The following is a 19,331-nucleotide window of genomic DNA, read 5'->3' on the forward strand; positions in this document are numbered from 1 at the left end:
TACTGGAGCACTGAGTTATGGATCTGGGCCTCTCCGACCGGACCGTCCTGGTCACCGGCGGCAGCTCGGGCGTCGGCTTGGCCACGGTCCGCGCCCTGCTCGACGAGGGCGCGCGCGTCGCGACCTGCGGGCGTGACGCCGACCGCCTGGCGAAGGCGGCGGCAGGACTCGGCGGCGGCGACCGCCTCCTGACGGGCGTGTGCGACGTGCGCGACGCGGACGCCGTACGGGAGTTCACCGAGCGCGCCGCCGACACCTTCGGCTCGGTCGACGGGCTCGTCAACAACGCGGGGCAGTCCCGCATGAAGGGCCTGGACGACTCGACCGCCGAGGACTGGCGCGACGAGCTGGAGCTGAAGTTCGCCGGCGTCCTCAACCCCCTGCACGCGGCCCGGCCGCACCTGGCGGCGTCGGACGCGGCGAGCGTCGTCAACGTCAACGCGGTGCTCGCCAAGCAGCCCGAACCCCGGCTCATCACCACGAGCGCGGCCCGCGCGGGCATCCTCAACCTCTCCAAGTCCCTGGCCACCGAGCTCGCCCCGGAGGGCATCCGCGTCAACTCGGTCTGCCTGGGCCTGATCGACACCGGCCAGTGGACCCGCCGTCATGCGGCCGCCGACTCCGGTCTCAGCTACGAGGACTGGCAGGCGGAGCTCGCGGCGGACCGCGGCATCGCGCTCGGGCGCCTGGGCCGGGCGGAGGAGGTCGCGTACGCGATCGTCGCGCTGCTCTCGCCCCGCGCCTCGTACACCACCGGCACCAGCATCGACGTCTGCGGCGGCGTCGGCCGCGGCATCCTCTGAGGAGCTCACCCATGCCACCCCTGCATTACGCCACCGGCGGCGACCTCCTCGTCGCCGTCCTGCGCGAACTCGGCGTCGACACGGTCTTCGGGATCGTCAGCGTGCACAATCTGCCGCTGGTCGAGGCCGTCGACCGGGAGCTGCGCTTCGTCCCCGTCCGCCACGAGGCGACCGCCGTGAACGCCGCCGACGCCTACGGCCGGGCACGCGGCTCGCTGGGCTGTGCGCTGACCTCGACGGGCACGGGCGCGGGCAACGCGGCCGGTTCCCTGGTCGAGGCGCTGAGCGCGGGCACGTCCGTCCTGCACGTCACGGGCCAGGTGGAGGCCGAGTTCCTGGGCAGCGGCCGGGGCTTCATCCACGAGACCAAGGACCAGCTGGGCATGCTCGGCGCGGTGTCCAAGTACGCGGCGACGATCCCGTCCGCCGACACGGCGGGCCGCATCCTCCGCGAGGCGGCCCGAGCGGCTCTGACGGACCCGGGCGGCCCGGCGAGCGTGGAGTGGCCGGTGGATCTGCAGTACGCGGCACAAACGGACCCGGAAAGCTCGGGCCCGACCGCCTCAACCGCCTCGACGAGCGCGGGTCCGGCAGGCTCAACCGACCCGACGAGCGCGGGTCTGGCAGGCTCAACCGCCTCGACGGACGCAGACCCGGCAAGCTCAACCCACCTGACGGCCACCGACCCGACCGCCTCAACCGACTCGGCGGACGCAGACCCGGCAAGCTCAACCGGCTTGGCGGGCGCAGGGCTGGTGGAGGCAGCGGGCGAGCCGACCGTCGCCGCACCGGCCGTCGCCGACGCGGCCGAGGGCCCGGGCGGCAGACCGACCACCGCACCTGCGCCGTCCGGGGCACGGCGCCCCGGCCTCCCCCGGCCCACCGAAGGCGAACTCGCCGCCGCCCAGGCCCTCCTGGGCACCGCCCGGCGCCCCCTCGTCTGGGCGGGCGGCGGCGCCACCCGTGCCGGAGCCGAGCTGGCCGAGCTGCTGCACGCCACCGGCGCCGGGCTGCTCAGCTCCAACTCCGGCCGGGGTTCCGTGCCCGAGGACCACCCGCAGGTCATCGGGAACTTCGCCACCACCCCGGCCGTCCGGTCGCTCCTGGCGGACGCCGACCTGCTCCTGACCATCGGCACGCACTTCCGGTCCAACGAGACCGCCGACTACGGTCTCGCGCTCCCCGAGGCGCACGTCCAGGTCGACATCGACGCCGAGGCACTCGGCCGCGTGTACCCGGCGCGGCACGCCCTGCACGGGCACGCGCCGGACGTGCTCGCCGCCCTGCTGCCGCACGCGCGCCGTGCCGACGAGAGCTGGACGCGGCGGGTCGCCGCCGTCCGCGAGGACGTCCGCGCCACCCTGCACGACAACATCGGCCCCCAGGCCGCGATCTGCGACGCCATCCGTGCCGCGCTGCCCCGTGAGGCGGTCGTCGCCCGCGACGTGACCATCCCGTCCAGCAGCTGGGGCAACCGGCTCCTGGAGATGTACGACCCCCGCGACAACGTCTTCCCGCGCGGCGGCGGCATCGGACAGGGCCTGGGCATGGGCATCGGCGCGGCGCTCGCGCGGCCCGACGCGCCCACCGTCGTCCTCGCGGGGGACGGCGGGCTCGCCGTCCACCTGGGGGAGCTCCTCACGCTCGCCCAGGAGCGGCCCCGGCTGACCCTGATCGTCTTCAACGACGGCGGGTACGGAGTGCTCCGCAACATGCAGGACCGCTACAGCGAGCGCCGCTCGGGCGTCGACCTCGCCACGCCCGACTTCGAACTCCTCGCCAGGGCCTGCGGGTTGGCCTACGCCAGGATCGCCGCCGAGGAGCACGCACAGCCCGTGATCAGTCACGCCGTGGCCTCCGCCGGGCCGACCCTCGTCGAGGTCGACCTGGCCCGCCTCGGGCCGATGAAGAACCCGTTCACCCCGCCCGTCAAGATCCCCGGCCAGTGAGGAGGACCCCACCATGAGCGAGAGCGAACTCACCCTGCTGGTGCGCCGCATGACCTGGGAGGCGGACGGAGTCCTCTCCGTCGAGCTCGCCCACCCGGACGGCAAGCCACTGCCCGCCTGGACGCCCGGCGCGCACCTCGACCTCCACACGGGCGGGCACGTACGCCAGTACAGCCTGTGCGGCGACCCGCGGAACCTGTGCACGTACCGCATCGGTGTCCTCAACGAGGCCGCGTCGCGCGGCGGTTCACGGCACGTGCACACCAAGCTGCGCCCCGGACAGACGGTCACCGCGTCCGAGCCGCGCAACCACTTCGCACTGGAGGAAGCGCCCGGATATCTCTTCGTCGCGGGCGGCATCGGCGTCACCCCGCTCCTCGCCATGGCCCGCGAGGCCGCACGGCGCGGGGCGGACTGGCGGATGGTGTACGGCGGCCGCAACCGGGGCTCGATGGCGTTCACCGACGAACTTGCCTCTCTGGAAGGCGACTTGACCGTCGTGCCGCAGGACGAGCACGGGCACATCGACCTGGCCGCCGCGCTCGGCGGGCTGCCCGAGGGCACGCTCGTGTACTGCTGCGGCCCCGAGCCGCTGCTCGCCGCCGTGGAGGCGCTCTGTCCGGCGGACCGGCTACGCGTGGAGCGGTTCGCCGCGCCCGTCGTGGAGCGGGCCGGGGACGACTCCGCGTTCGAGGTGGAGTGCCGCGCCTCGGGCCGCACGCTCTCCATCGGCCCCGACACGTCCATCCTTCAAGCCGCCGAGGCCGCGGGCCTGAGCGTCAGCAGCTCCTGCCAGGAAGGCATCTGCGGCAGCTGCGAGACCCGCGTGCTCGACGGGACCCCTGACCACCGCGACTTCCTGCTCAGCGAGGCCGAGCACGCCGCCAACACCTCGATGATGATCTGCGTCTCGCGCTGCGCGTCCGGCCGCCTCGTCCTCGATCTGTGATTCCTCGCCCCGTGATTCCCCGATCCGTGTTTCCCCACCGGAGGCAACAGTGACCACCACCTGGCCCTACCTGGACGTCCACCAGTCCCGGACGCACGAGCCGCCCCCTTACGAGTACAAACTCGCCGCCACCCTCGAAGAGGTCTTCACCAAGGAGGGCCATGAACTCTCCGACGTCGTACGCGGCTTGAACAGTCGTCAGGTCCACGCGCCCGACGGCGCCCCGTGGACCGAAGAGTCCTTCCGTGCCGAGATGAACCGACTGGGAGCGTGACCCCGATGACCACCCTTGCCGGCCCCACCGCTTCCGCCGACCACATCTACGCCACCGGCCTGCGCAATCAGTGGCACCCCGTCGTCCCCTCGGACTTCGTCGCCCCCGGCGCCATGCGCAAGGTCACCGCGCTGGGCGAGCAGTGGCTGCTCTTCCGCCGCTCGGACGGCGCCCTGTCGATGCTCGCCGACCGCTGCCCGCACCGCGGCGCGCCCCTCTCCCTGGGGAAACACCTCGGAGACCGGGTGGCCTGCTGGTACCACGGCGTGGAGGTCGAGACCGACGGCACCGTCTCCTCCGTACCGGGCCTGCCCGGCTGCAACCTGGAGGGCAAGAAACTCGTCACATCGCTGCCCGTCCGGGAGATCGGCGGCGCGATTCTCGCGTACTTCGGCGACGAGAAACACCCGGAACCGGCCGACCTCACCCTTCCCGAGCCGCTCACCGACCCCGACGTCGACGCGATCCTCTGCTACGCGGAGTGGAACGGCCCCTGGCGGTTCGCGGTGGAGAACCTCCTCGACCCGATGCACGGCGCGTTCCTGCACCACGAGTCGCACACGATGTACGACGGCGACACCACCGCCAAGTTCCGCATCAGGGAGACGGAGCGCGGTTACTTCTTCGAGAAGACCGACCAGCGGGGCGTCAACTTCGACTGGGTCGAGCTGTGCCGCACCGGCGTGGACTGGGTGGACCTGACCATTCCGTATCCGCCTTCGGCCGGCCCCGGCGGCCCGTTCGGGATCGTCGGCATGGTCTGCCCGGTGGACGAGAACCGCACCGGCGTCTTCTTCTGGCGCTACCGCCGCGTCCAGGGGTGGCAGCGCGACACCTGGCGCTTCCTCTACAAGACCCTCATCGAGGAGCGCCACTGGCAGGTCCTCGAGCAGGACAGGGTGATGCTGGAGGCGATGCCCGCCGACGCCGACCAGCGCGAGAACCTCTACCAGCACGACCTGGGCGTGGTCCGGCTGCGCCGGATGTACCGCGCGGAGGCGGAGGCCCAGGCCGCCGGTGCGTGACCGGTCAGGCCTCCGGCTCGTGCGGTGCGTCGGAGTCGGTGATGGACCGCTCCAGCTTGGACATCAGACGGGCCAGCTGGCGGCATTCGGCCGGGGAGAGTCCGTCGAGCATCCGGCGTTCGTTGTCGAGATGCTCGACGAACACCTCGTCGATCTTGGCGAGGCCCGTCTCGGTGAGCCGTGAGTAGACGACGCGGCGGTCCTCCGCGTCGCGCTCGCGCACGATCAGGCCGTCCTTCTCCAGACGGTCGATGCGCAGCGTCACCCCGGCCGACGAGACGAGACCGGAGTCGGCGAGCTGGCCGGCCGTGAGCCGGTAGGGCGCCCCCGCCCTGCGCAGCGCGGTCAGCACGTCGAATCCGGCGACGGCGAGGCCGTGCCGCTCGATCGCGGTGGTGAGCCTGGTGTTGTAGCGCAGGAAGGTCCGGTGCAGCCGCGCGAGGACCTCAAGAGGCGCTGTGTCCAGCTCCGGCCGCTCTCTCGCCCAGTCCTCGATGATCGATGCGACCGCGTCGCGCTGGGCCCCCGCCGACTTCTTCCCGGCCATCTGCCGTAGCCTCCCTCTCGCCCGTACCGCGGTCAGTTCGGTCAGTAGGGGAAATCTTAGCCCTGAGAGAAGTACGTATTCGCCGGACCCACGTGCGCGACAGCCCAGGGACACGCCATAATCATCCGATACATCGGATGTCTTCTGTCTTGTGAGGCGAGGTCCCCATGGCTGTCACCGACGAAGCCATCGAAAAGATCAAGGGCATGATCGTCTCCGGAGCGCTGCGCCCCGGCGACCGGCTGCCCAAAGAGAGTGAACTCGCCGCCGACCTGGGCCTTTCACGCAACTCGCTGCGCGAGGCGGTGCGCGCCCTCTCGCTGATCCGCATCCTCGACGTACGTCAGGGCGACGGTACGTACGTCACCAGCCTGGACCCGCAGCTGCTGCTCGAAGCCCTGAGCTTCGTCGTCGACTTCCACCGCGACGACACGGTCCTGGAGTTCCTGGCGGTGCGCCGCATCCTGGAGCCGGCCGCAACGGCGATGGCCAGCGCCCACATCACCGAGGCCGAACTCGACGTGCTGACCTCGCAGTTGGACGCCCTGGGAGCGGCGCCCTCGGTGGAGGAGCTGGTCGCCTGCGACCTGGAGTTCCACCGCGGCATCGTGCAGTCGTCCGGCAACTCGGTGCTCTGCTCGCTGCTCGACGGCCTCTCCGGGCCCACCACCCGGGCCCGCATCTGGCGCGGCCTCACTCAGGAGGACGCCGTCAGCCGCACCCTGCACGAGCACCGCGCGATCCTCACCGCGCTGCGCGACCGCGACGCCGAGGCGGCCAGGTCGTGGGCGACGGTGCACATCGCGAGCGTGGAGCAGTGGCTGCGCACGACGCTGTGAAGCACGGCCGCGGCGGGAGTGCGCGGCCCTCCGGCGGGGCAGTGATCCGGTCATCTCGGCCCGCGCAAGGGGGCTGCGGAGGGCACCGCTGGACGCCGTAAGGTTGGGGCGTACGTAAAGGACATCGGAAGGAGGCCTGGGTGATCGAGCTCGAGGGGGTACCCGAGCTGGTCGACCCGGTCATGGTGGCCGCGTTCGAGGGCTGGAACGACGCCGGCGACGCCGCCTCCACCGCGGTCGCGCATCTCGACAAGGAGTGGAAGGGCGAGGTTTTCGCGGCGCTGGACGCCGAGGACTACTACGACTTCCAGGTGAACCGCCCCACCGTCTTCCTGGAAGGCGGCGTCCGCAAGATCACCTGGCCGACGACCCGGCTCTCGGTGATCCGCGTGGGCGGCGACAAGCCTCGTGACCTCGTGCTGGTGCGCGGGATCGAGCCGTCGATGCGCTGGCGGTCGTTCTGCAACGAGATCCTGGGCTTCGCCCACGAGCTCGGCGTGGAGCTCGTGGTCATCCTGGGCGCGCTGCTCGGCGACACCCCGCACACCCGGCCCGTCCCGGTCAGCGGCGTCACCTCCGACGCGGACCTGGCCCGCACCATGGACCTGGAGGAGACGAAGTACGAGGGTCCGACGGGCATCGTCGGCATCCTCCAGGAGGCGTGCACGCACGCGGGCGTCCCCGCGGTGAGCCTGTGGGCGGCCGTGCCGCACTACGTCTCGCAGCCGCCGAACCCGAAGGCCACGCTGGCTCTCCTGAACCGCCTCGAAGACCTCATCGGCCTGCGGATCCCGCTGGGCGATCTCGCCGAGGACGCGCGTGCCTGGCAGGTGGGCGTGGACCAGCTCGCGGCCGAGGACAGCGAGGTCGCCGAGTACGTCCAGTCCCTCGAGGAGGCCCGGGACACGGCCGAGCTGCCGGAGGCGACCGGCGAGGCGATCGCCCGCGAGTTCGAGCGCTATCTGCGGCGGCGCGACGGCGGCGGTCCTCCGCAGCCCGGCGGCCATGCCACGGAGGGCGGCGATGCGGCCCCCTACCTGCGCGACAGCTCCGGCGACCGCACCAGGCCGCCGAAGCCGCAGCCGCGCGCGGAACCGGAACCCGGATCGGGATCGGGATCGGGATCGAGTCAGGGACCGGCATCCGAAGCGGACGAAGAGAGCACCGGCGAATCCGGACCCCCTGATTCCTCCGAGGACTGACCAGAGCGTCAAGTGAAGTGGGGCGGCATCCGCAAGGGTGCCGCCCCACTTCGTTCGGTGGGTGGCCGGCGCATGGCCGACGCGCGGCCGCCGTATGGCCGGATTGAGCCGTGACATCGCCTTCCGGACGAATTGCACGGGTTTCCCTGATCGCCTTGATTTCAAACCCAGTTGGGGCAAAGGGGGTGGACGGCCGCGCGCGGCGGTAGCAGGGTGTGCCCCGGAATGCGCGGCCACAGCGCACAGCACGGCTACCTGAAGGACCGAAGGGAGCGGTGAGCGATGACCGACCAGGCAGAGCCGGCAGGGGGCCCGGGAGCCAGCGGCCCGGGACCTGACGGAGCGGGATTCACCTACCGGGCGTCCGAGCAGGAGCTGATCGTCGTCGCACGGCCCGAGGCCCGGCTGCGGGCCCAGGCCGAGGGCGTGCGCTCGGCGGCGGGCTCCGACGTATCGGCCCTGAACATGTTCCTCACCGACGAACAGCTCGCCCTGGAGCCGCTGTTCGGCAACGAGGAGCGCCTGCACTCCGCGGGCCGGCAGCACATCGACGACGGCGAGGGCAACGACGTACCGGACCTGGCGCTGTTCTACCGCGTGCGCGGCGGCGAGAGCAGGGCGCAGGAGCTGCGCTCGCGGATGGCGGCGCTGCCGGGGATCGACACGGCGTACGTCAAGCCGGGCGCCGTACCGGCGTCGCTCGGCTCGACGGACCGGCCACAGCCTCCGCCCCAGCGCCGGCCGGGCCAGTTCGGCCAGTCGGGGGCGCCCGACATCGGCGAGTCCGGGCGCCGCAAGGAAGGCGCCCCCGTCACCCCCGACTTCACCGGCCGCCAGGGCTATCTGCGCCCGGCGCCCGAGGGCGTCGACGCCCAGTGGGCGTGGCAGCGGCTCGGCGGCTCGGGCGAGGGCGTCACGGTGATCGACATCGAGGGCGCCTGGCAGCTGGGCCACGAGGACCTGACCGGCAAGCTCGCCGGCGTGGTCATCGGCACCCCCATCCAGGACGTGGCCTGGCGCAACCACGGCACCGCGGTGATCGGCGTGATCGGCGGCGACCGCAACCAGATGGGCATCACCGGCATCGCGCCCGAGGCGATGACCGCGGCGGCCTCCTTCCAGCCCCTCGGCACCGCGGCCACCATCCACGCGGCGGCGGACCGGCTCGGCCCCGGCGACATCGTGCTGATCGAACTGCACCGGCCCGGACCGCGGTTCGACTTCGAGCCGCGCGACGACCAGCGGGGCTACATCGCCCTGGAGTGGTGGCCCGACGACTACGCGGCGATCCGGTACGCCTCCGCCAAGGGCGTCATCGTCGTCGCCGCGGCGGGCAACGGCGCGGAGTCCCTGGACGACGCGGTCTACGAGCGCAGGCCCGACGAGTTCCCCGCGTGGTGGCGCAACCCCTTCAACCCCTCCAACCGGCCATCGGGCGCCGTCCTGGTCGGCGCGGGCGCGCCGCCGCCCGGCACGCACGGCCGCGATCACGGCCCGGACCGCTCGCGCCTGGCGTTCTCCAACTACGGCGCCCGCGTCGACGCGCAGGGCTGGGGCCGCGAGACCACCACGACCGGCGGCTCCTGGAACCAGCCCGGTGATCTGCAGGGCGGCGCCGACGAGATCGCCTGGTACACCGACACGTTCTCCGGCACCTCGTCCGCCTCACCGGTCGTCGTCGGCGCCCTGGCCTGTCTGCAGGGCATGCTGAAGGCCGCCGGACAGCAGCTGATGACGCCGGCCCGGGCGCGTACGATGCTGCGCTCGACGGGCTCGCCGCAGCAGGACGCACCGGGGCGCCCGGCCTCGCAGCGGATCGGCAACCGCCCCGACATCAAGTCGGCGGTCACGAACCTGCTGCCGTCGGCGGTGGGCTCGGGCCGCGCCGAACGCTACTGGGACGAGCTGCTCCCCTATCCCCCCGAGCTCCCGCCACGCCTGAGGCTGTTCGTCGCCGGGGAGTGGCGCAACCTGAACGACCCGTCGCCCGACATCCGCCAGGCGGTGCACGCCGCCTTCGCGGGCGGGCATCCCGACGTACGCGTCTGGTTCTCGGACGACGAGGTCGTCGGCCTGGTCGTCACGGGCTGAGGCATCACAACACCAACGGAAGGTGGCACCCGCATGAGCACCACCCCGTATATGAGTCCCATGCAGCAGCAGGGCCAGCAGCAAGGGCAGCAACAGGGCCAGCAGCAGGGTCCGAGCACGGCCCCTCCGCAGCAGTTCGGCCAGCAGCAGCACCAGCAGCCGTTCGGCCAGCAACAGCAGCAGCCGTTCGGGCAGCAGCAGCACTTCGGGCAGCGCCAGCAGGGCATGCAGAGCATGCAGGGGCAGCCGGGCACGCAAGGGCAGTCGGGCATGCAGCAGCAGGGTGGCCCGGGTCAGCAGTCCATGCAGCAGCTCCCGCCGCACCTGCGCCAGGAGCTCCAGCAGCTCGGCCAGCAGCAGCCGTTCCAGCAGCTCCTTCAGGAGTTCGGCCAGGAGCAGGTCCCGCAGGCCCAGGCGCCCCAGATCTCCACACAGGCGATCGCCTCGAACATCGCGACGACGTTCTGGGACGTCGTCCAGCCGCTGCCCGGCCAGGCGTCGGTGCTCTATCTGCACGTGGACGACGCCTGGCGGGCGTTCATCAACCCCAACCCGCAGACCCACGACCTGGTCCAGGAGGCCTTCGCCTTCGGCCAGCGGGTGTACGGCTACTACGACACCAACAACCCCGCCTACCTCCTGGCCGTCGTGGTCACGAAGTGACGGTCACCGCGTGAGGTGAACAGAGACGGCGCCGCCGGGCGGAGTCCTTCCCGCCCGGCGGCGCTCCCTGCCGGAGACCGGACCGCGCGCCTACGCGCAGCTGAATCTCGCCGCTGCCCAGTCGCCGTGGTCCCCGCTCTTGGAGCCGTTGGTGTCGGTCACCTTCAGCTCCACGTGCCGCGCCCCGCTCACGTCGACGTCCACCGGCACGGTCGCCGACGCGCCCGTCACCCGGGGCGAGGTCCACAGCACCTTCCCGTCGGCCTCGACCGAGAAGGCCACCTCTCCGTAGCCGTTGATCTCGTCGTCGATGCCCACGTCGGCGGTGAGCTTCGAGCACCGGCCTCCCGTGTAGACCTCGATCGCGGAGTCGGCGTGGGTGCCGATCCCCTTCTCGTACGTCTTTCCCGCGAGGGTCAGCGGGTGGCCGTCGGCGGCGCCCGACTCACCGTTGCTGCGGTCGCGTTCGGCGGGGCCGTAGCCGTTGGCCGATTTGAGCCACACCATGTCGCTCGCCCAGGTGTCGGCCGTCGGCGCCGGAGGCATGACGGCGACCGCGATCCGCTGGGTGGCCGTGCGGTCCTGGCCCGCCGCGTGGTGGCGGGCCCTGACGGTCAGCGGCTGTTCGCCCGGTGTGGCGTCCTTGGGCGGGGTGACGGCGACCTCGACGCGGCGCGTGGTGCCCGCCTTCACGCGGTCGGCGTGGGCGGTGCCCGCGCTCCAGCCGTCCGGCACGTCCAGGGTGACGTCGACGCCGGTGGCGTCCCGCGTCCCCGCCGTGACGTCGACGGCGACCTTGCCCGCCGCTCCCGCGCCGAGTTCCTGTCCCGCGGGGGCGCTCAGCGCGGCGCCCGCGCCGGGCACGGCACCGCCGACCGCGCTGGTGTCGTCGAGTTCGAGCTCGAAGGCACGGTCCGTGCGGAGCGCGGCCGTCTTCACCTTGACGACACCGCCCCGGTCGTCCCGGTCGTAGAACCAGCCCTGGGCCGCCTTCTCGTACGCGTCCTTCGAGGTGAGCCGCGGCAGCCTGTCGCCCGCCAGCTCCACGCGGCTCGGCGCGTCACCGGTGTGCAGCGTGAACGCGTACGGCCGCTCGGCCTGCTTGCCGCTGAACTCCCCCTTGCTCGCGCCGATCCGCACCCGCACGTCGCCCGCGCCGGAGCGGGGCGCTTCGACGTCGGCGCGCTGGGTGGCGTACTTGCCGGCGCGGTGCTGCCTGCTCTCGCCGTCGTCCTCGTACAGCTCGAAGGAGGACCTGCCCCGCGGGTAGATGTCCCAGGCGAGCGGGGAGTCGGCCGTGCGGTCCTTGTACGACCTGATGCCGCCGGGCCACATCGGCACGGTGGCGCCGCCCTTGACGAAGAGCGGCAGGGTGTCGAGGGGCGCGCTGTAGCCGTCGACGGTCGTCGGGCCCTGGTACGTGCGGCCGCTCCAGTAGTCGGTCCACGTCCCCTTGGGCAGATGGATGCCGTCCCGCACGGTCGTGTCCTTGTAGACGGGCGCGACGAGGAAGTCCTCGCCCGTCAGGAACTCGTACTTGGCGGCGTCGGTGGCGGCCTTCGGGTCGTCGGGGTATTCGAGGGCCAGCGGGCGCACGGCGCCGACGCCCGTCTTCGTCGCCTCGTGGCTGTGCGAGTAGAGGTAGGGCAGCAGCGACTCGTGCAGCTTCAGGTACTTGCGGTTGACGGAGGTGTAGGGCTCGCCGTGGCGGAAGGGCTGCTTGTCGGTGGCGGCCCAGCCGTCCATCGTCATCGTGACCGGCAGGAACGACTTCCACTGCAGATCACGTACGTACGTCTTGGCGCTGCCGCCGAAGATGCCGTCCACGTCACCGGTCGTGTAGGCGAGGCCGGACATGGTCGCGCCCGCGTACGTGGGGATCTGCCAGCGGATGTACTCCCAGCTGCCGCTCTGGTCGCCCGACCACTGCACCCCGCAGCGCTGGGCGCCCGACCAGCTCTCGGGGGCCCAGGTGAAGCCGCGGGCGTCGCTGTTGTCCTCGATGCCCTTGTAGGCGTCCTTGCAGCCGTCGAGCGCCTTCTTGTAGCCGTCGCCGACCCAGGCGACGTCCAGCTTGGCCACGCGCTGGCCCGCCTTGACCTGCTCGGCGATCTTGTCGAGGCCGTCCTCGGTCCACAGGCCCATCTGCATGTCGCGGTCCTGGAGGCCCTTGGCGGTCTCGGCGAGGTCTTCGTAGCCGCAGCCGTAGCCGTCGTTGACGAGCATCCAGCCGTTGGGCATGTCGTGCTTCAGATACTCGTCGGCGACCTTCAGGGAGTCCAGGGTGTGCCGCTCGCCCTGGTTGGCGTTGTGGAGGTAGCAGTCCGCGTCGCCGATCTCCAACCCGTAGAGGGGCGGCAGGAAGGGCTTGCCGGTGAGCTTCGTGTACTGGCCTATGACGTCCTTGGCGGCGTCGCCGCCGCGGCCCGCGAAGTAGTAGGCGTCGAAGCGCTGTTCCTTGGCGGTGGCCGTCACCGGCTCGGCGAAGTCATAGGTGTTGGGCGCGTACGTGTTCCGGAAGACTCCGTAGCCCTCGGAAGACAGGTAGAACGGGACGGAGTTGGGGTGTCCGCCGTCGTCCCAGTTGTAGTCGACGCTCACCTCGACCTTCTTGCCGCGGTGCGAGGTGTTGCCGCGCCCGTTCTGCATTCCGGCGCCGTAGTACTGCTCGTCGGCGCCGCGGGCCAGGCTCTGGGTGGTGGCGTCCTTCGTCCAGCTCAGGCCCTTGGACTCGGCCCAGATCTGGGTTCCGTCGGAGCGGTAGAGGGCGAAGCGCAGCGGCGACTTGTAGGCGCGCAGGGTCACCTGGGAGGTGCTCAGTTCGTAGCGGTCGCCCTTGTCGGCCCAGGTCGTCCGGGGCGGAGAACCCTGGGGCAGGACGATGTCCTTGCCGGTGGGGTCGGTGAACTCGCCGTCGGGGGCGAGTTCGAGCCGGAACGTCTCCTTCGAGACGAAACTGACGCGGGCCTCGGCCTCGCCCGCGGTGAGGCGGTAGACGGAGCCGTCGGCGGCGAAGCCGGTGACGTCCCCGACCGTGGTCGCGGTCTCGTCGGCGGCCTGCGCCGCGCCGCCACCGGGACCGGCGAACACGGCGAGGAGCCCGAGCAGGGCGGCGGCGACGGCCGCCCGTCTGAAGCGGGTGGGTGATCTCATGGCCGGAGGTCTAGCGCCTCAACGGGCTCCGGGGCCATGGACTTTGATGGGCCGCTCCTGGATTTCCGGAGCGGCCCATTCGGTGGACGGTGACTACAGCGCCACGCCGAGCAGCGCGTCGACGGCACGGGACACGACGCCGGGGGCGCCCTCTTCCGTGCCTCCCTCGGCGTCCTGGCGGGCGGCCCAGCGGTCCACGGCGGCGAGCGCCGCCGGAGCGTCCAGGTCGTTCGCGAGGGCGTCGCGCATCTCCTCGACGAGGGCGTCGGCACAGGGTCCGTCGGGACGCGAGACGGCGGCACGCCACTGGCCGAGGCGCTCCACGGCCTCGGTCAGGACGGCGTCCGTCCACTCCCAGTCCGCGCGGTAGTGGTGCGCGAGCAGCGCGAGGCGGATGGCGGCCGGGTCGGTCCCGTCCCGCCGCAGCTTCGACACGAAGACGAGGTTGCCCTTGGACTTGGACATCTTCGCGCCGTCCAGGGCGACCATGCCGGCGTGCACGTACGCCTTGGCGAAGGGGTGCTCGCCGGTGAGCGCCTGGGCGTGCGAGGCGCCCATCTCGTGGTGCGGGAAGGCGAGGTCGGAGCCGCCGCCCTGCACGTCGAAGCCCATCCCCAGGTGGTCGAGGGCGATGGCGACACACTCGATGTGCCAGCCGGGGCGCCCTTGGCCGAGCGAGGCACCGTCCCAGCTCGGCTCGCCCTCGCGGGCCGCCATCCAGAGCATCGGGTCGAGCGGGTCCTTCTTGCCCGGCCGGTCCGGGTCGCCGCCGCGCTCGGCGGAGAGCAGCTTCATCGCGGCGGCGTCGAGCCCGGACACCTCACCGAAGTGGGGGTCGGACTCCACGGAGAAGTAGACGTCGCCCTCCAGCTCGTAGGCGGCGCCCATGTCCCGGAGCCGTTCGACGAGCGGCACGATGCCGGGTATCGCCTCGACGGCTCCGATGTAGTGCTGCGGCGGGAGCAGTCGCAGGGCGGTCATGTCCTCGCGGAACAGGGCGGTCTCGCCCTCGGCGAGCTCGACCCAGTCCTTTCCGTCGCGGATGGCGCGTTCCAGGAGCGGGTCGTCCACGTCGGTCACGTTCTGGACGTAATGAACCTGCCGCTTGTTGTCGAGCCACACGCGCTGCACGAGGTCGAACGCGTTGTAGGTCGCCGCGTGACCCATGTGGGTGGCGTCGTACGGAGTGATGCCGCAGACGTAGATACGGGCGACGGGACCGGGGTCAAGGGTGACAAGACCGCCGGTCGCGGTGTCGTGGATCCGGAGGTCGCGGCCCTTGCCAGGCAGGGCGGGGACCTCAGAAGCGGGCCAGGCATGCATGCCCTGAGCCTAACCGGACGGAGCGTCCGTATACGAGTGGGGCTGCCTCAGACGCCTCAGAGCGGCGCAATCGCGCCGCCGCTCCTCCAGCCGCCCCCCGCTGTGGGCGGGCGTTCCGCAAGGGCGATGGGGGGTCTGCCCTGTTCGAGGGGGGGGTCTGCCCTGTTCGAGCGAAGCCGAGAGCCCGGGGAAAGGTGGGCACAACGCGGGAGCCGCGGGGGCACCGATGAACCGGGCGGTACACGCAGCGCCCGGCCGGGCAACGCCTACACCGGCGGCCACGGAATGGCAGGCCACTCCCCTCCGGGCACGGGATGCTTCCCGGAAGCCAGCAGCGCAGCGACCCGCGCGCGCAGCGCGTCCACCTCGGCCCCGGTGATCAGCTCCCCCAGCCGCAGGGCGAGCGGCGCGCCCCCGCCAAGACCGTCCCGCAGGGACTCGAGCACCGCCACCGCCTCGGCGGAAAGCGGCTCCCCCGCCCACCCCCACAGCAGCGTCCGCAGCTTGTCCTCGGCATTGAACGTGACCCCGTGGTCGATCCCGTACAGGCGCCCGCCCTCGGTCAGCAGATGCCCACCCTTGCGATCCGCGTTGTTGATCACGGCGTCGAGCACCGAAAGCCGCCGCAACCGCTCGTCGTCCGCGTGCACGAGAAGCGCGGTCCGCCCCTCCCCCACGTCCGCGAAGCCGATCGCCTTCCAGCCGTCACCGGGCTCCGCGCCCTCGACGAGGGCCAGCAGCTCCCCGCCGTCCTCGGAGGACTCCGGGTCCGATTCCGAGCCCTCGATCCACAGCTGGCACATGCCCTCGCCGTGCGGCCCGTCCCGCAGCACGGTCGGCGGGACCAGACCCCATCCCGTCGCCTCGGAGACCTCGTAGGCGGCCACCTCGCGCTGCGCGAGCGTCCCGTCGGGGAAATCCCACAGGGGGCGCTCCCCGGCGACCGGCTTGTACACGCAGGCGGCCTCCTGGCCCTCGTACGCGACGGTGCAGTAGAGCACCGCGTTCGAGGCCTCGCGGATCCGCCCGCGGACGGTCAGCTCGCCCCGGGTCAGCAGGTCCACGACACCGGTGGACGCGTCCACGCCGGAGGCACTCACGCGCCCCGCCGGTATCCGTTCTGCCGCGGGCATACGTGTCCTTCCGGGTCGAGCGGGAGGCTGCACAGCGGGCACGGCGGCCGCCCCGCGTTCACGACGTCGAGGGCGCGCTTGGCGAACGCGCGCGCCTGCGCCCCGGTGAGCCGGACGCGCAGCATCGGCGGCCCGTTCTCGTCGTCCTGCAGAAGCCTTTCTTCGGCCTCGGCGAGATCCTCGTCGGATTCGGCTTCCAGCTCGACCAGAGCCTGTGCCTCGACGATCATCCGCTCCTCGTCGCCGTCCCAGGCGAGCGCCATCGTGCCGACGCGGAACTCCTCCTCGACGGGCGAGTCGAGGGGCGCGCTGTCACTGACCTCGCTGGGTGCGACGACGGGGACGGGAGCATTGCCGCCACTGCGGCGCACGACCTCGTCGAGCAGCTCTTCCATGCGTTCGGCGAGCGCGGCCACCTGGGTCTTCTCCAGGGCGACGCTGGTCACCCGCACTCCGGCGGATGCCTGGAGGAAGAAGGTCCGCCGTCCGGGGAGCCCGACCGTTCCGGCCACGAAGCGTTCCGGCGGGTCGTAGAGGAACACCTGACGCGACACGTCCTGTCTCCATTGGGATCGACTGCGATTGATCATTTGCGCCTGTTCGACGCGACCACTGCACCCTACTGCGGGCGACGATCACGGTGCTCCCGCATCGCCACCCACCGCCGCGTCGCTGCCCGGCGCCTCCGCACGGGGCGCCAGCGAACCGAAGTCCCCGGTGTCCCCCAGGCGCACGAGGAAGGGCCGCAGCCGTGTGAAACGGATGGCGGTGACGGAGCAGGGCTCCACGGAGATGCGCTGGAAGAGGTCCAGGTGGAGTCCGATGGCGTCCGCGACAAGGGACTTGATGATGTCGCCGTGCGAGCACATCAGGTACACCGCGTCGGGGCCGTGGTCGCGCTCCACGCGCGCGTTCCACTCGCGTACCGCCTCGGCGGCCCGCGTCTGCATGGCCCGCATGGACTCACCGCCGGGGAAGGCCGCCGCCGACGGATGCTGCTGTACGACCTCCATGAGCGGCTCGTCGGACAGCTCGGCCAGCTTGCGGCCCGACCAGTCTCCGTAGTCGCACTCCCCGATGCGGTCCTCGGTGTGCGCCCGAAGCTCCGGCCGGGCGGCGAGCAGCGGCGCGACGGTCTCCTGGCAGCGCTGCAGCGGGCTCGTGACGACTTCGGCTAGCGGCAGGTCCGCGAGGCGTCCGGGGAGCGCGGCGGCCTGTGCGGCGCCGCGCTCGTCCAGGGCCACGCCGGGGGTCCACCCGGCGAGCAGACCCGCGGTGTTGGCGGTGGATCGTCCGTGCCGGACGAGGATCAGCGTGGGCATGCGGGCCAGCCTAAGCGGCCGACGGGGTGCGCCCCGGGCAGAGGTTAGGAAGAATGCGCTCCGTGATCGTGGACTGCGCGATGTACAGGGACGGACGCCGGACCGAGTGCGAGGCGGATTTCTCGGACGCCCTGGGCGAGGCCCGGGCCTCGGGGGACGCCTTCGTCTGGGTGGGCCTCTACGAACCGACGGAGGCGGAGTTCGACGAGGTCAGCAGCGAGTTCGGGCTGCATCCACTGGCCGTGGAGGACGCCTTGAAGGCGCATCAGCGGCCCAAGCTGGAGGTGTTCGACGACTCGCTCTTCGTGGTCCTGAAGCCGGTCGTGTACGAGCCGGACAGCGACGCCGTCTCGTCGGGCGAGGTCATGGTCTTCATCGGCGACGCCTTCGTGGTGACGGTCCGGCACGGCGAGGGCTCGCCCCTCGGTGTCGTACGCCATCGCATGGAGGCCGAGCCCGAGATGCTCATGCACGGTCCGACGTCCGTCCTGTACGCGGTGGCCGACGCCACGGTGGACCACTACCTGGACGTCGCGGGCGAGCTGCAGACCGACCTGGAGGAGCTGGAGGCGGAGGTCTTCTCGCCCGACAGCGGCGGCAGCCGCAACACGGCGTCGCGGATCTACCGGTTCAAGCGGCAGATCGTCGAGTTCCGCCGGGCCACGGGACCGTTGGCGATGCCCATGATGCGCCTCTCCGGAGCGGGCCCTTTCGCGCCCGACGTGCCCTTCGTGAAGGACACGGCCCAGCCGTTCTTCCGGGACGTCAGCGACCATCTGACGCGCGTGAACGACTGGGTGGACAGCCTCGACCGCCTGGTGTCCGACATCCTCTCGGCGCATCTGGCGCAGATGAGCGTGCGGCAGAACGACGACATGCGGAAGATCTCGGCGTGGGCGGCCATGGCGGCGGTCCCCACGATGATCGCGGGGGTCTACGGCATGAACTTCGACCACATGCCCGAGCTGCACTGGGAGTGGTCCTACCCGGCCGTGATCCTGCTGATGGTCGCGCTTGAGGTCTTCCTGTACCGGCTGTTCAAGCGCCGCGGCTGGCTCTAGCGGGCGGGGCGCGGGTCAGGCGAGTCCGGCCGCCGATGTGGCGGGCCCGCCGAGCGCGTCGCGCCGTTCGGGCATCTTCAGGGACACCATCCGCCGCCAGCCGCCGAACCGCTCGTACGCGTAGATGGCGTTGACGCCCGAGGCGAGCGCCGCGGACTTGGGCTTGGGCCAGCCCAGGATGCGGCCCATGTGGCCCATCACGGCGATGCTCACGTCCCGGTACACACGGGTCTCGGCGCGGGCGCACTCGTGCAGGGTGTCCAGGATCGTCCGCCCGTGGCCGGCGGCCGCCAGGCGCAGCAACTCCTCGTGGCAGTACGCCAGGTGGTTGTCCTCGTCGTGGCAGATCATCCTGATGGCCTTGCCGACCTCGGGGTGGTCGCCGAAGTACGTGACGAGCATGTCCATCTGGTCGGCGGCGCGCTGTTCGGTGACGCGGCTGTGCGAGAGGTAGACGACGACGTCCCGCTCGGTCAGCGGCTCCTCGCGGCGCAGCTTCTCGTGCGCGAGGCCGATGCCCTGCCGCTCCAGGAGCATGGTGTAGTCGGTCTCGGGAGGGACCGGGACGGGCTCGAGGCCGCGCTTCTTCAGAAGGGCGTTGAAGATCCGTCCGTGCTTGTCCTCGTCGGCGCCGTGCCGGGTCACCTTGGACGTGAGGGCGCGCTGGCCGTCGGGGAGGAGCGCGGCGATGCGCCCGTTCTCCCAGCCTCCCTGCGACTCCCCGCTGGCCGCGATGGAACAGAAGAGCTGGAACGACTCATCGTTGTCGAGGATCTCCTCGAAGACACTCCTGGCCGAAAGCATCACTGGCACCTCCATGCCCTCCGCGCGAACTCCGCAAAGAACAAGTCAAATGCCGTGGCGCGGGTGTGGCAACAGCTGCCGGTGGCAGCTCCGCCAAACGAAGGAGGTTTGACCCCGGACGGGGCCGTAACCGAGGGGCCGCACGACGCGTTGTGCTCCATGACGGCCGTGGCGGGGAAGACCCCCGAGCCCC

17 protein-coding genes are annotated in these 19,331 nt (G+C 71.6%); 10 read left to right on the forward strand and 7 right to left on the reverse strand.

What is annotated here, in order from left to right:
* Positions 1–17: 17 nt before the first annotated feature.
* Genes ACIGXX_RS31220 through ACIGXX_RS31240 form a run of 5 tightly spaced genes read left to right on the forward strand, consistent with a single transcriptional unit; the run spans position 18 to position 5,000 of the window.
* Positions 18–803 (forward strand): SDR family oxidoreductase, encoded by a 786-nt coding sequence (locus ACIGXX_RS31220; RefSeq protein WP_351165029.1) that lies wholly within the window; start codon positions 18–20, stop codon positions 801–803.
* A gap of 11 nt (positions 804–814) precedes the next feature.
* A complete protein-coding gene (locus tag ACIGXX_RS31225) occupies positions 815–2,752 on the forward strand; it encodes a thiamine pyrophosphate-binding protein (RefSeq protein WP_399980571.1) in 1,938 nt (645 codons plus the stop codon).
* Between the two features lie 13 nt (positions 2,753–2,765).
* The gene (locus ACIGXX_RS31230) at positions 2,766–3,701 is read left to right on the forward strand and encodes a PDR/VanB family oxidoreductase (RefSeq protein WP_399980574.1); all 936 of its coding nucleotides are present in this window, start codon (positions 2,766–2,768) and stop codon (positions 3,699–3,701) included.
* Positions 3,702–3,750: 49 nt separating this feature from the next.
* A complete protein-coding gene (locus tag ACIGXX_RS31235) occupies positions 3,751–3,975 on the forward strand; it encodes a recombinase-like helix-turn-helix domain-containing protein (RefSeq protein WP_399980577.1) in 225 nt (74 codons plus the stop codon).
* A gap of 5 nt (positions 3,976–3,980) precedes the next feature.
* Positions 3,981–5,000 (forward strand): aromatic ring-hydroxylating dioxygenase subunit alpha, encoded by a 1,020-nt coding sequence (locus ACIGXX_RS31240; protein ID WP_366464959.1) that lies wholly within the window; start codon positions 3,981–3,983, stop codon positions 4,998–5,000.
* A 4-nt stretch (positions 5,001–5,004) separates the two neighbouring features.
* Here ACIGXX_RS31240 and ACIGXX_RS31245 read toward each other — a convergent pair whose 3' ends face one another.
* A complete protein-coding gene (locus tag ACIGXX_RS31245; RefSeq protein WP_351165036.1) occupies positions 5,005–5,547 on the reverse strand; it encodes a MarR family transcriptional regulator in 543 nt (180 codons plus the stop codon).
* Positions 5,548–5,714: 167 nt separating this feature from the next.
* Here ACIGXX_RS31245 and ACIGXX_RS31250 point away from each other — a divergent pair, with 167 nt between their 5' ends.
* The 4 genes from ACIGXX_RS31250 (at position 5,715) to ACIGXX_RS31265 (ending at position 10,342) form a co-directional block, all read left to right on the forward strand.
* Entirely contained in the window at positions 5,715–6,386 is a 672-nt protein-coding gene (locus ACIGXX_RS31250) for a FadR/GntR family transcriptional regulator (RefSeq protein WP_351165037.1), read from the forward strand.
* Between the two features lie 140 nt (positions 6,387–6,526).
* Positions 6,527–7,588 carry a PAC2 family protein gene (locus tag ACIGXX_RS31255; protein WP_399980583.1) on the forward strand — a complete coding sequence of 354 codons (1,062 nt, stop codon included), beginning with the start codon at positions 6,527–6,529 and terminating at the stop codon, positions 7,586–7,588.
* Positions 7,589–7,870: 282 nt separating this feature from the next.
* Positions 7,871–9,679 carry a S8 family peptidase gene (locus tag ACIGXX_RS31260; RefSeq protein WP_351165039.1) on the forward strand — a complete coding sequence of 603 codons (1,809 nt, stop codon included), beginning with the start codon at positions 7,871–7,873 and terminating at the stop codon, positions 9,677–9,679.
* Between the two features lie 33 nt (positions 9,680–9,712).
* Positions 9,713–10,342 (forward strand): hypothetical protein, encoded by a 630-nt coding sequence (locus ACIGXX_RS31265; RefSeq protein WP_399980586.1) that lies wholly within the window; start codon positions 9,713–9,715, stop codon positions 10,340–10,342.
* Between the two features lie 90 nt (positions 10,343–10,432).
* On the opposite strand, the gene ACIGXX_RS31270 is transcribed toward ACIGXX_RS31265, so the two are convergent.
* The 5 genes from ACIGXX_RS31270 to ACIGXX_RS31290 form a co-directional block, all read right to left on the reverse strand.
* Positions 10,433–13,495: an NPCBM/NEW2 domain-containing protein gene (locus ACIGXX_RS31270; protein WP_399980589.1), complete on the reverse strand. Its 3,063-nt coding sequence runs from the start codon at positions 13,493–13,495 to the stop codon at positions 10,433–10,435.
* A 93-nt stretch (positions 13,496–13,588) separates the two neighbouring features.
* The gene (mshC, locus tag ACIGXX_RS31275) at positions 13,589–14,818 is read right to left on the reverse strand and encodes a cysteine--1-D-myo-inosityl 2-amino-2-deoxy-alpha-D-glucopyranoside ligase (RefSeq protein ID WP_399980592.1); all 1,230 of its coding nucleotides are present in this window, start codon (positions 14,816–14,818) and stop codon (positions 13,589–13,591) included.
* A 266-nt stretch (positions 14,819–15,084) separates the two neighbouring features.
* Positions 15,085–15,951 carry an SCO1664 family protein gene (locus tag ACIGXX_RS31280; RefSeq protein ID WP_351165043.1) on the reverse strand — a complete coding sequence of 289 codons (867 nt, stop codon included), beginning with the start codon at positions 15,949–15,951 and terminating at the stop codon, positions 15,085–15,087.
* The gene (locus ACIGXX_RS31285; RefSeq protein ID WP_351165044.1) at positions 15,915–16,505 is read right to left on the reverse strand and encodes a DUF3090 domain-containing protein; all 591 of its coding nucleotides are present in this window, start codon (positions 16,503–16,505) and stop codon (positions 15,915–15,917) included. Before ACIGXX_RS31285 ends, ACIGXX_RS31280 begins: the two co-directional genes overlap by 37 nt.
* A gap of 81 nt (positions 16,506–16,586) precedes the next feature.
* Positions 16,587–17,273, reverse strand: a complete 687-nt coding sequence (locus ACIGXX_RS31290) for a histidine phosphatase family protein (protein ID WP_351165045.1) — start codon at positions 17,271–17,273, stop codon at positions 16,587–16,589.
* Between the two features lie 62 nt (positions 17,274–17,335).
* On the opposite strand from ACIGXX_RS31290, the gene corA reads away from it, so the two are divergent.
* Positions 17,336–18,334, forward strand: coding sequence for a magnesium/cobalt transporter CorA (gene corA, locus ACIGXX_RS31295; protein WP_361463407.1), 999 nt, complete (start codon positions 17,336–17,338; stop codon positions 18,332–18,334).
* A 15-nt stretch (positions 18,335–18,349) separates the two neighbouring features.
* Here the strand turns inward: corA and ACIGXX_RS31300 are convergent, their stop codons facing one another.
* Positions 18,350–19,138: a ferritin-like domain-containing protein gene (locus tag ACIGXX_RS31300; protein WP_361463062.1), complete on the reverse strand. Its 789-nt coding sequence runs from the start codon at positions 19,136–19,138 to the stop codon at positions 18,350–18,352.
* Positions 19,139–19,331 lie beyond the last annotated feature (193 nt).

Origin of the sequence: Streptomyces sp. NPDC055243, from assembly GCF_044544025.1 — a bacterium.
GTDB lineage: Bacteria > Actinomycetota > Actinomycetes > Streptomycetales > Streptomycetaceae > Streptomyces.

Excerpts from the sequence above, each read along its gene's own strand:
- ACIGXX_RS31260 (WP_351165039.1), top strand. The coding sequence starts at position 7,871 with ATGACCGACCAGGCAGAGCCGGCAGGGGGCCCGGGAGCCAGCGGCCCG.
- ACIGXX_RS31300 (WP_361463062.1), bottom strand. The coding sequence starts at position 19,138 with ATGCTTTCGGCCAGGAGTGTCTTCGAGGAGATCCTCGACAACGATGAG.
- ACIGXX_RS31230 (WP_399980574.1), top strand. The coding sequence starts at position 2,766 with ATGAGCGAGAGCGAACTCACCCTGCTGGTGCGCCGCATGACCTGGGAG.
- mshC (WP_399980592.1), bottom strand. The coding sequence starts at position 14,818 with ATGCATGCCTGGCCCGCTTCTGAGGTCCCCGCCCTGCCTGGCAAGGGC.
- ACIGXX_RS31265 (WP_399980586.1), top strand. The coding sequence starts at position 9,713 with ATGAGCACCACCCCGTATATGAGTCCCATGCAGCAGCAGGGCCAGCAG.
- ACIGXX_RS31270 (WP_399980589.1), bottom strand. The coding sequence starts at position 13,495 with ATGAGATCACCCACCCGCTTCAGACGGGCGGCCGTCGCCGCCGCCCTG.
- ACIGXX_RS31240 (WP_366464959.1), top strand. The coding sequence starts at position 3,981 with ATGACCACCCTTGCCGGCCCCACCGCTTCCGCCGACCACATCTACGCC.
- ACIGXX_RS31220 (WP_351165029.1), top strand. The coding sequence starts at position 18 with ATGGATCTGGGCCTCTCCGACCGGACCGTCCTGGTCACCGGCGGCAGC.
- ACIGXX_RS31245 (WP_351165036.1), bottom strand. The coding sequence starts at position 5,547 with ATGGCCGGGAAGAAGTCGGCGGGGGCCCAGCGCGACGCGGTCGCATCG.
- ACIGXX_RS31250 (WP_351165037.1), top strand. The coding sequence starts at position 5,715 with ATGGCTGTCACCGACGAAGCCATCGAAAAGATCAAGGGCATGATCGTC.
- ACIGXX_RS31280 (WP_351165043.1), bottom strand. The coding sequence starts at position 15,951 with ATGCCCGCGGCAGAACGGATACCGGCGGGGCGCGTGAGTGCCTCCGGC.
- ACIGXX_RS31290 (WP_351165045.1), bottom strand. The coding sequence starts at position 17,273 with ATGCCCACGCTGATCCTCGTCCGGCACGGACGATCCACCGCCAACACC.
- ACIGXX_RS31225 (WP_399980571.1), top strand. The coding sequence starts at position 815 with ATGCCACCCCTGCATTACGCCACCGGCGGCGACCTCCTCGTCGCCGTC.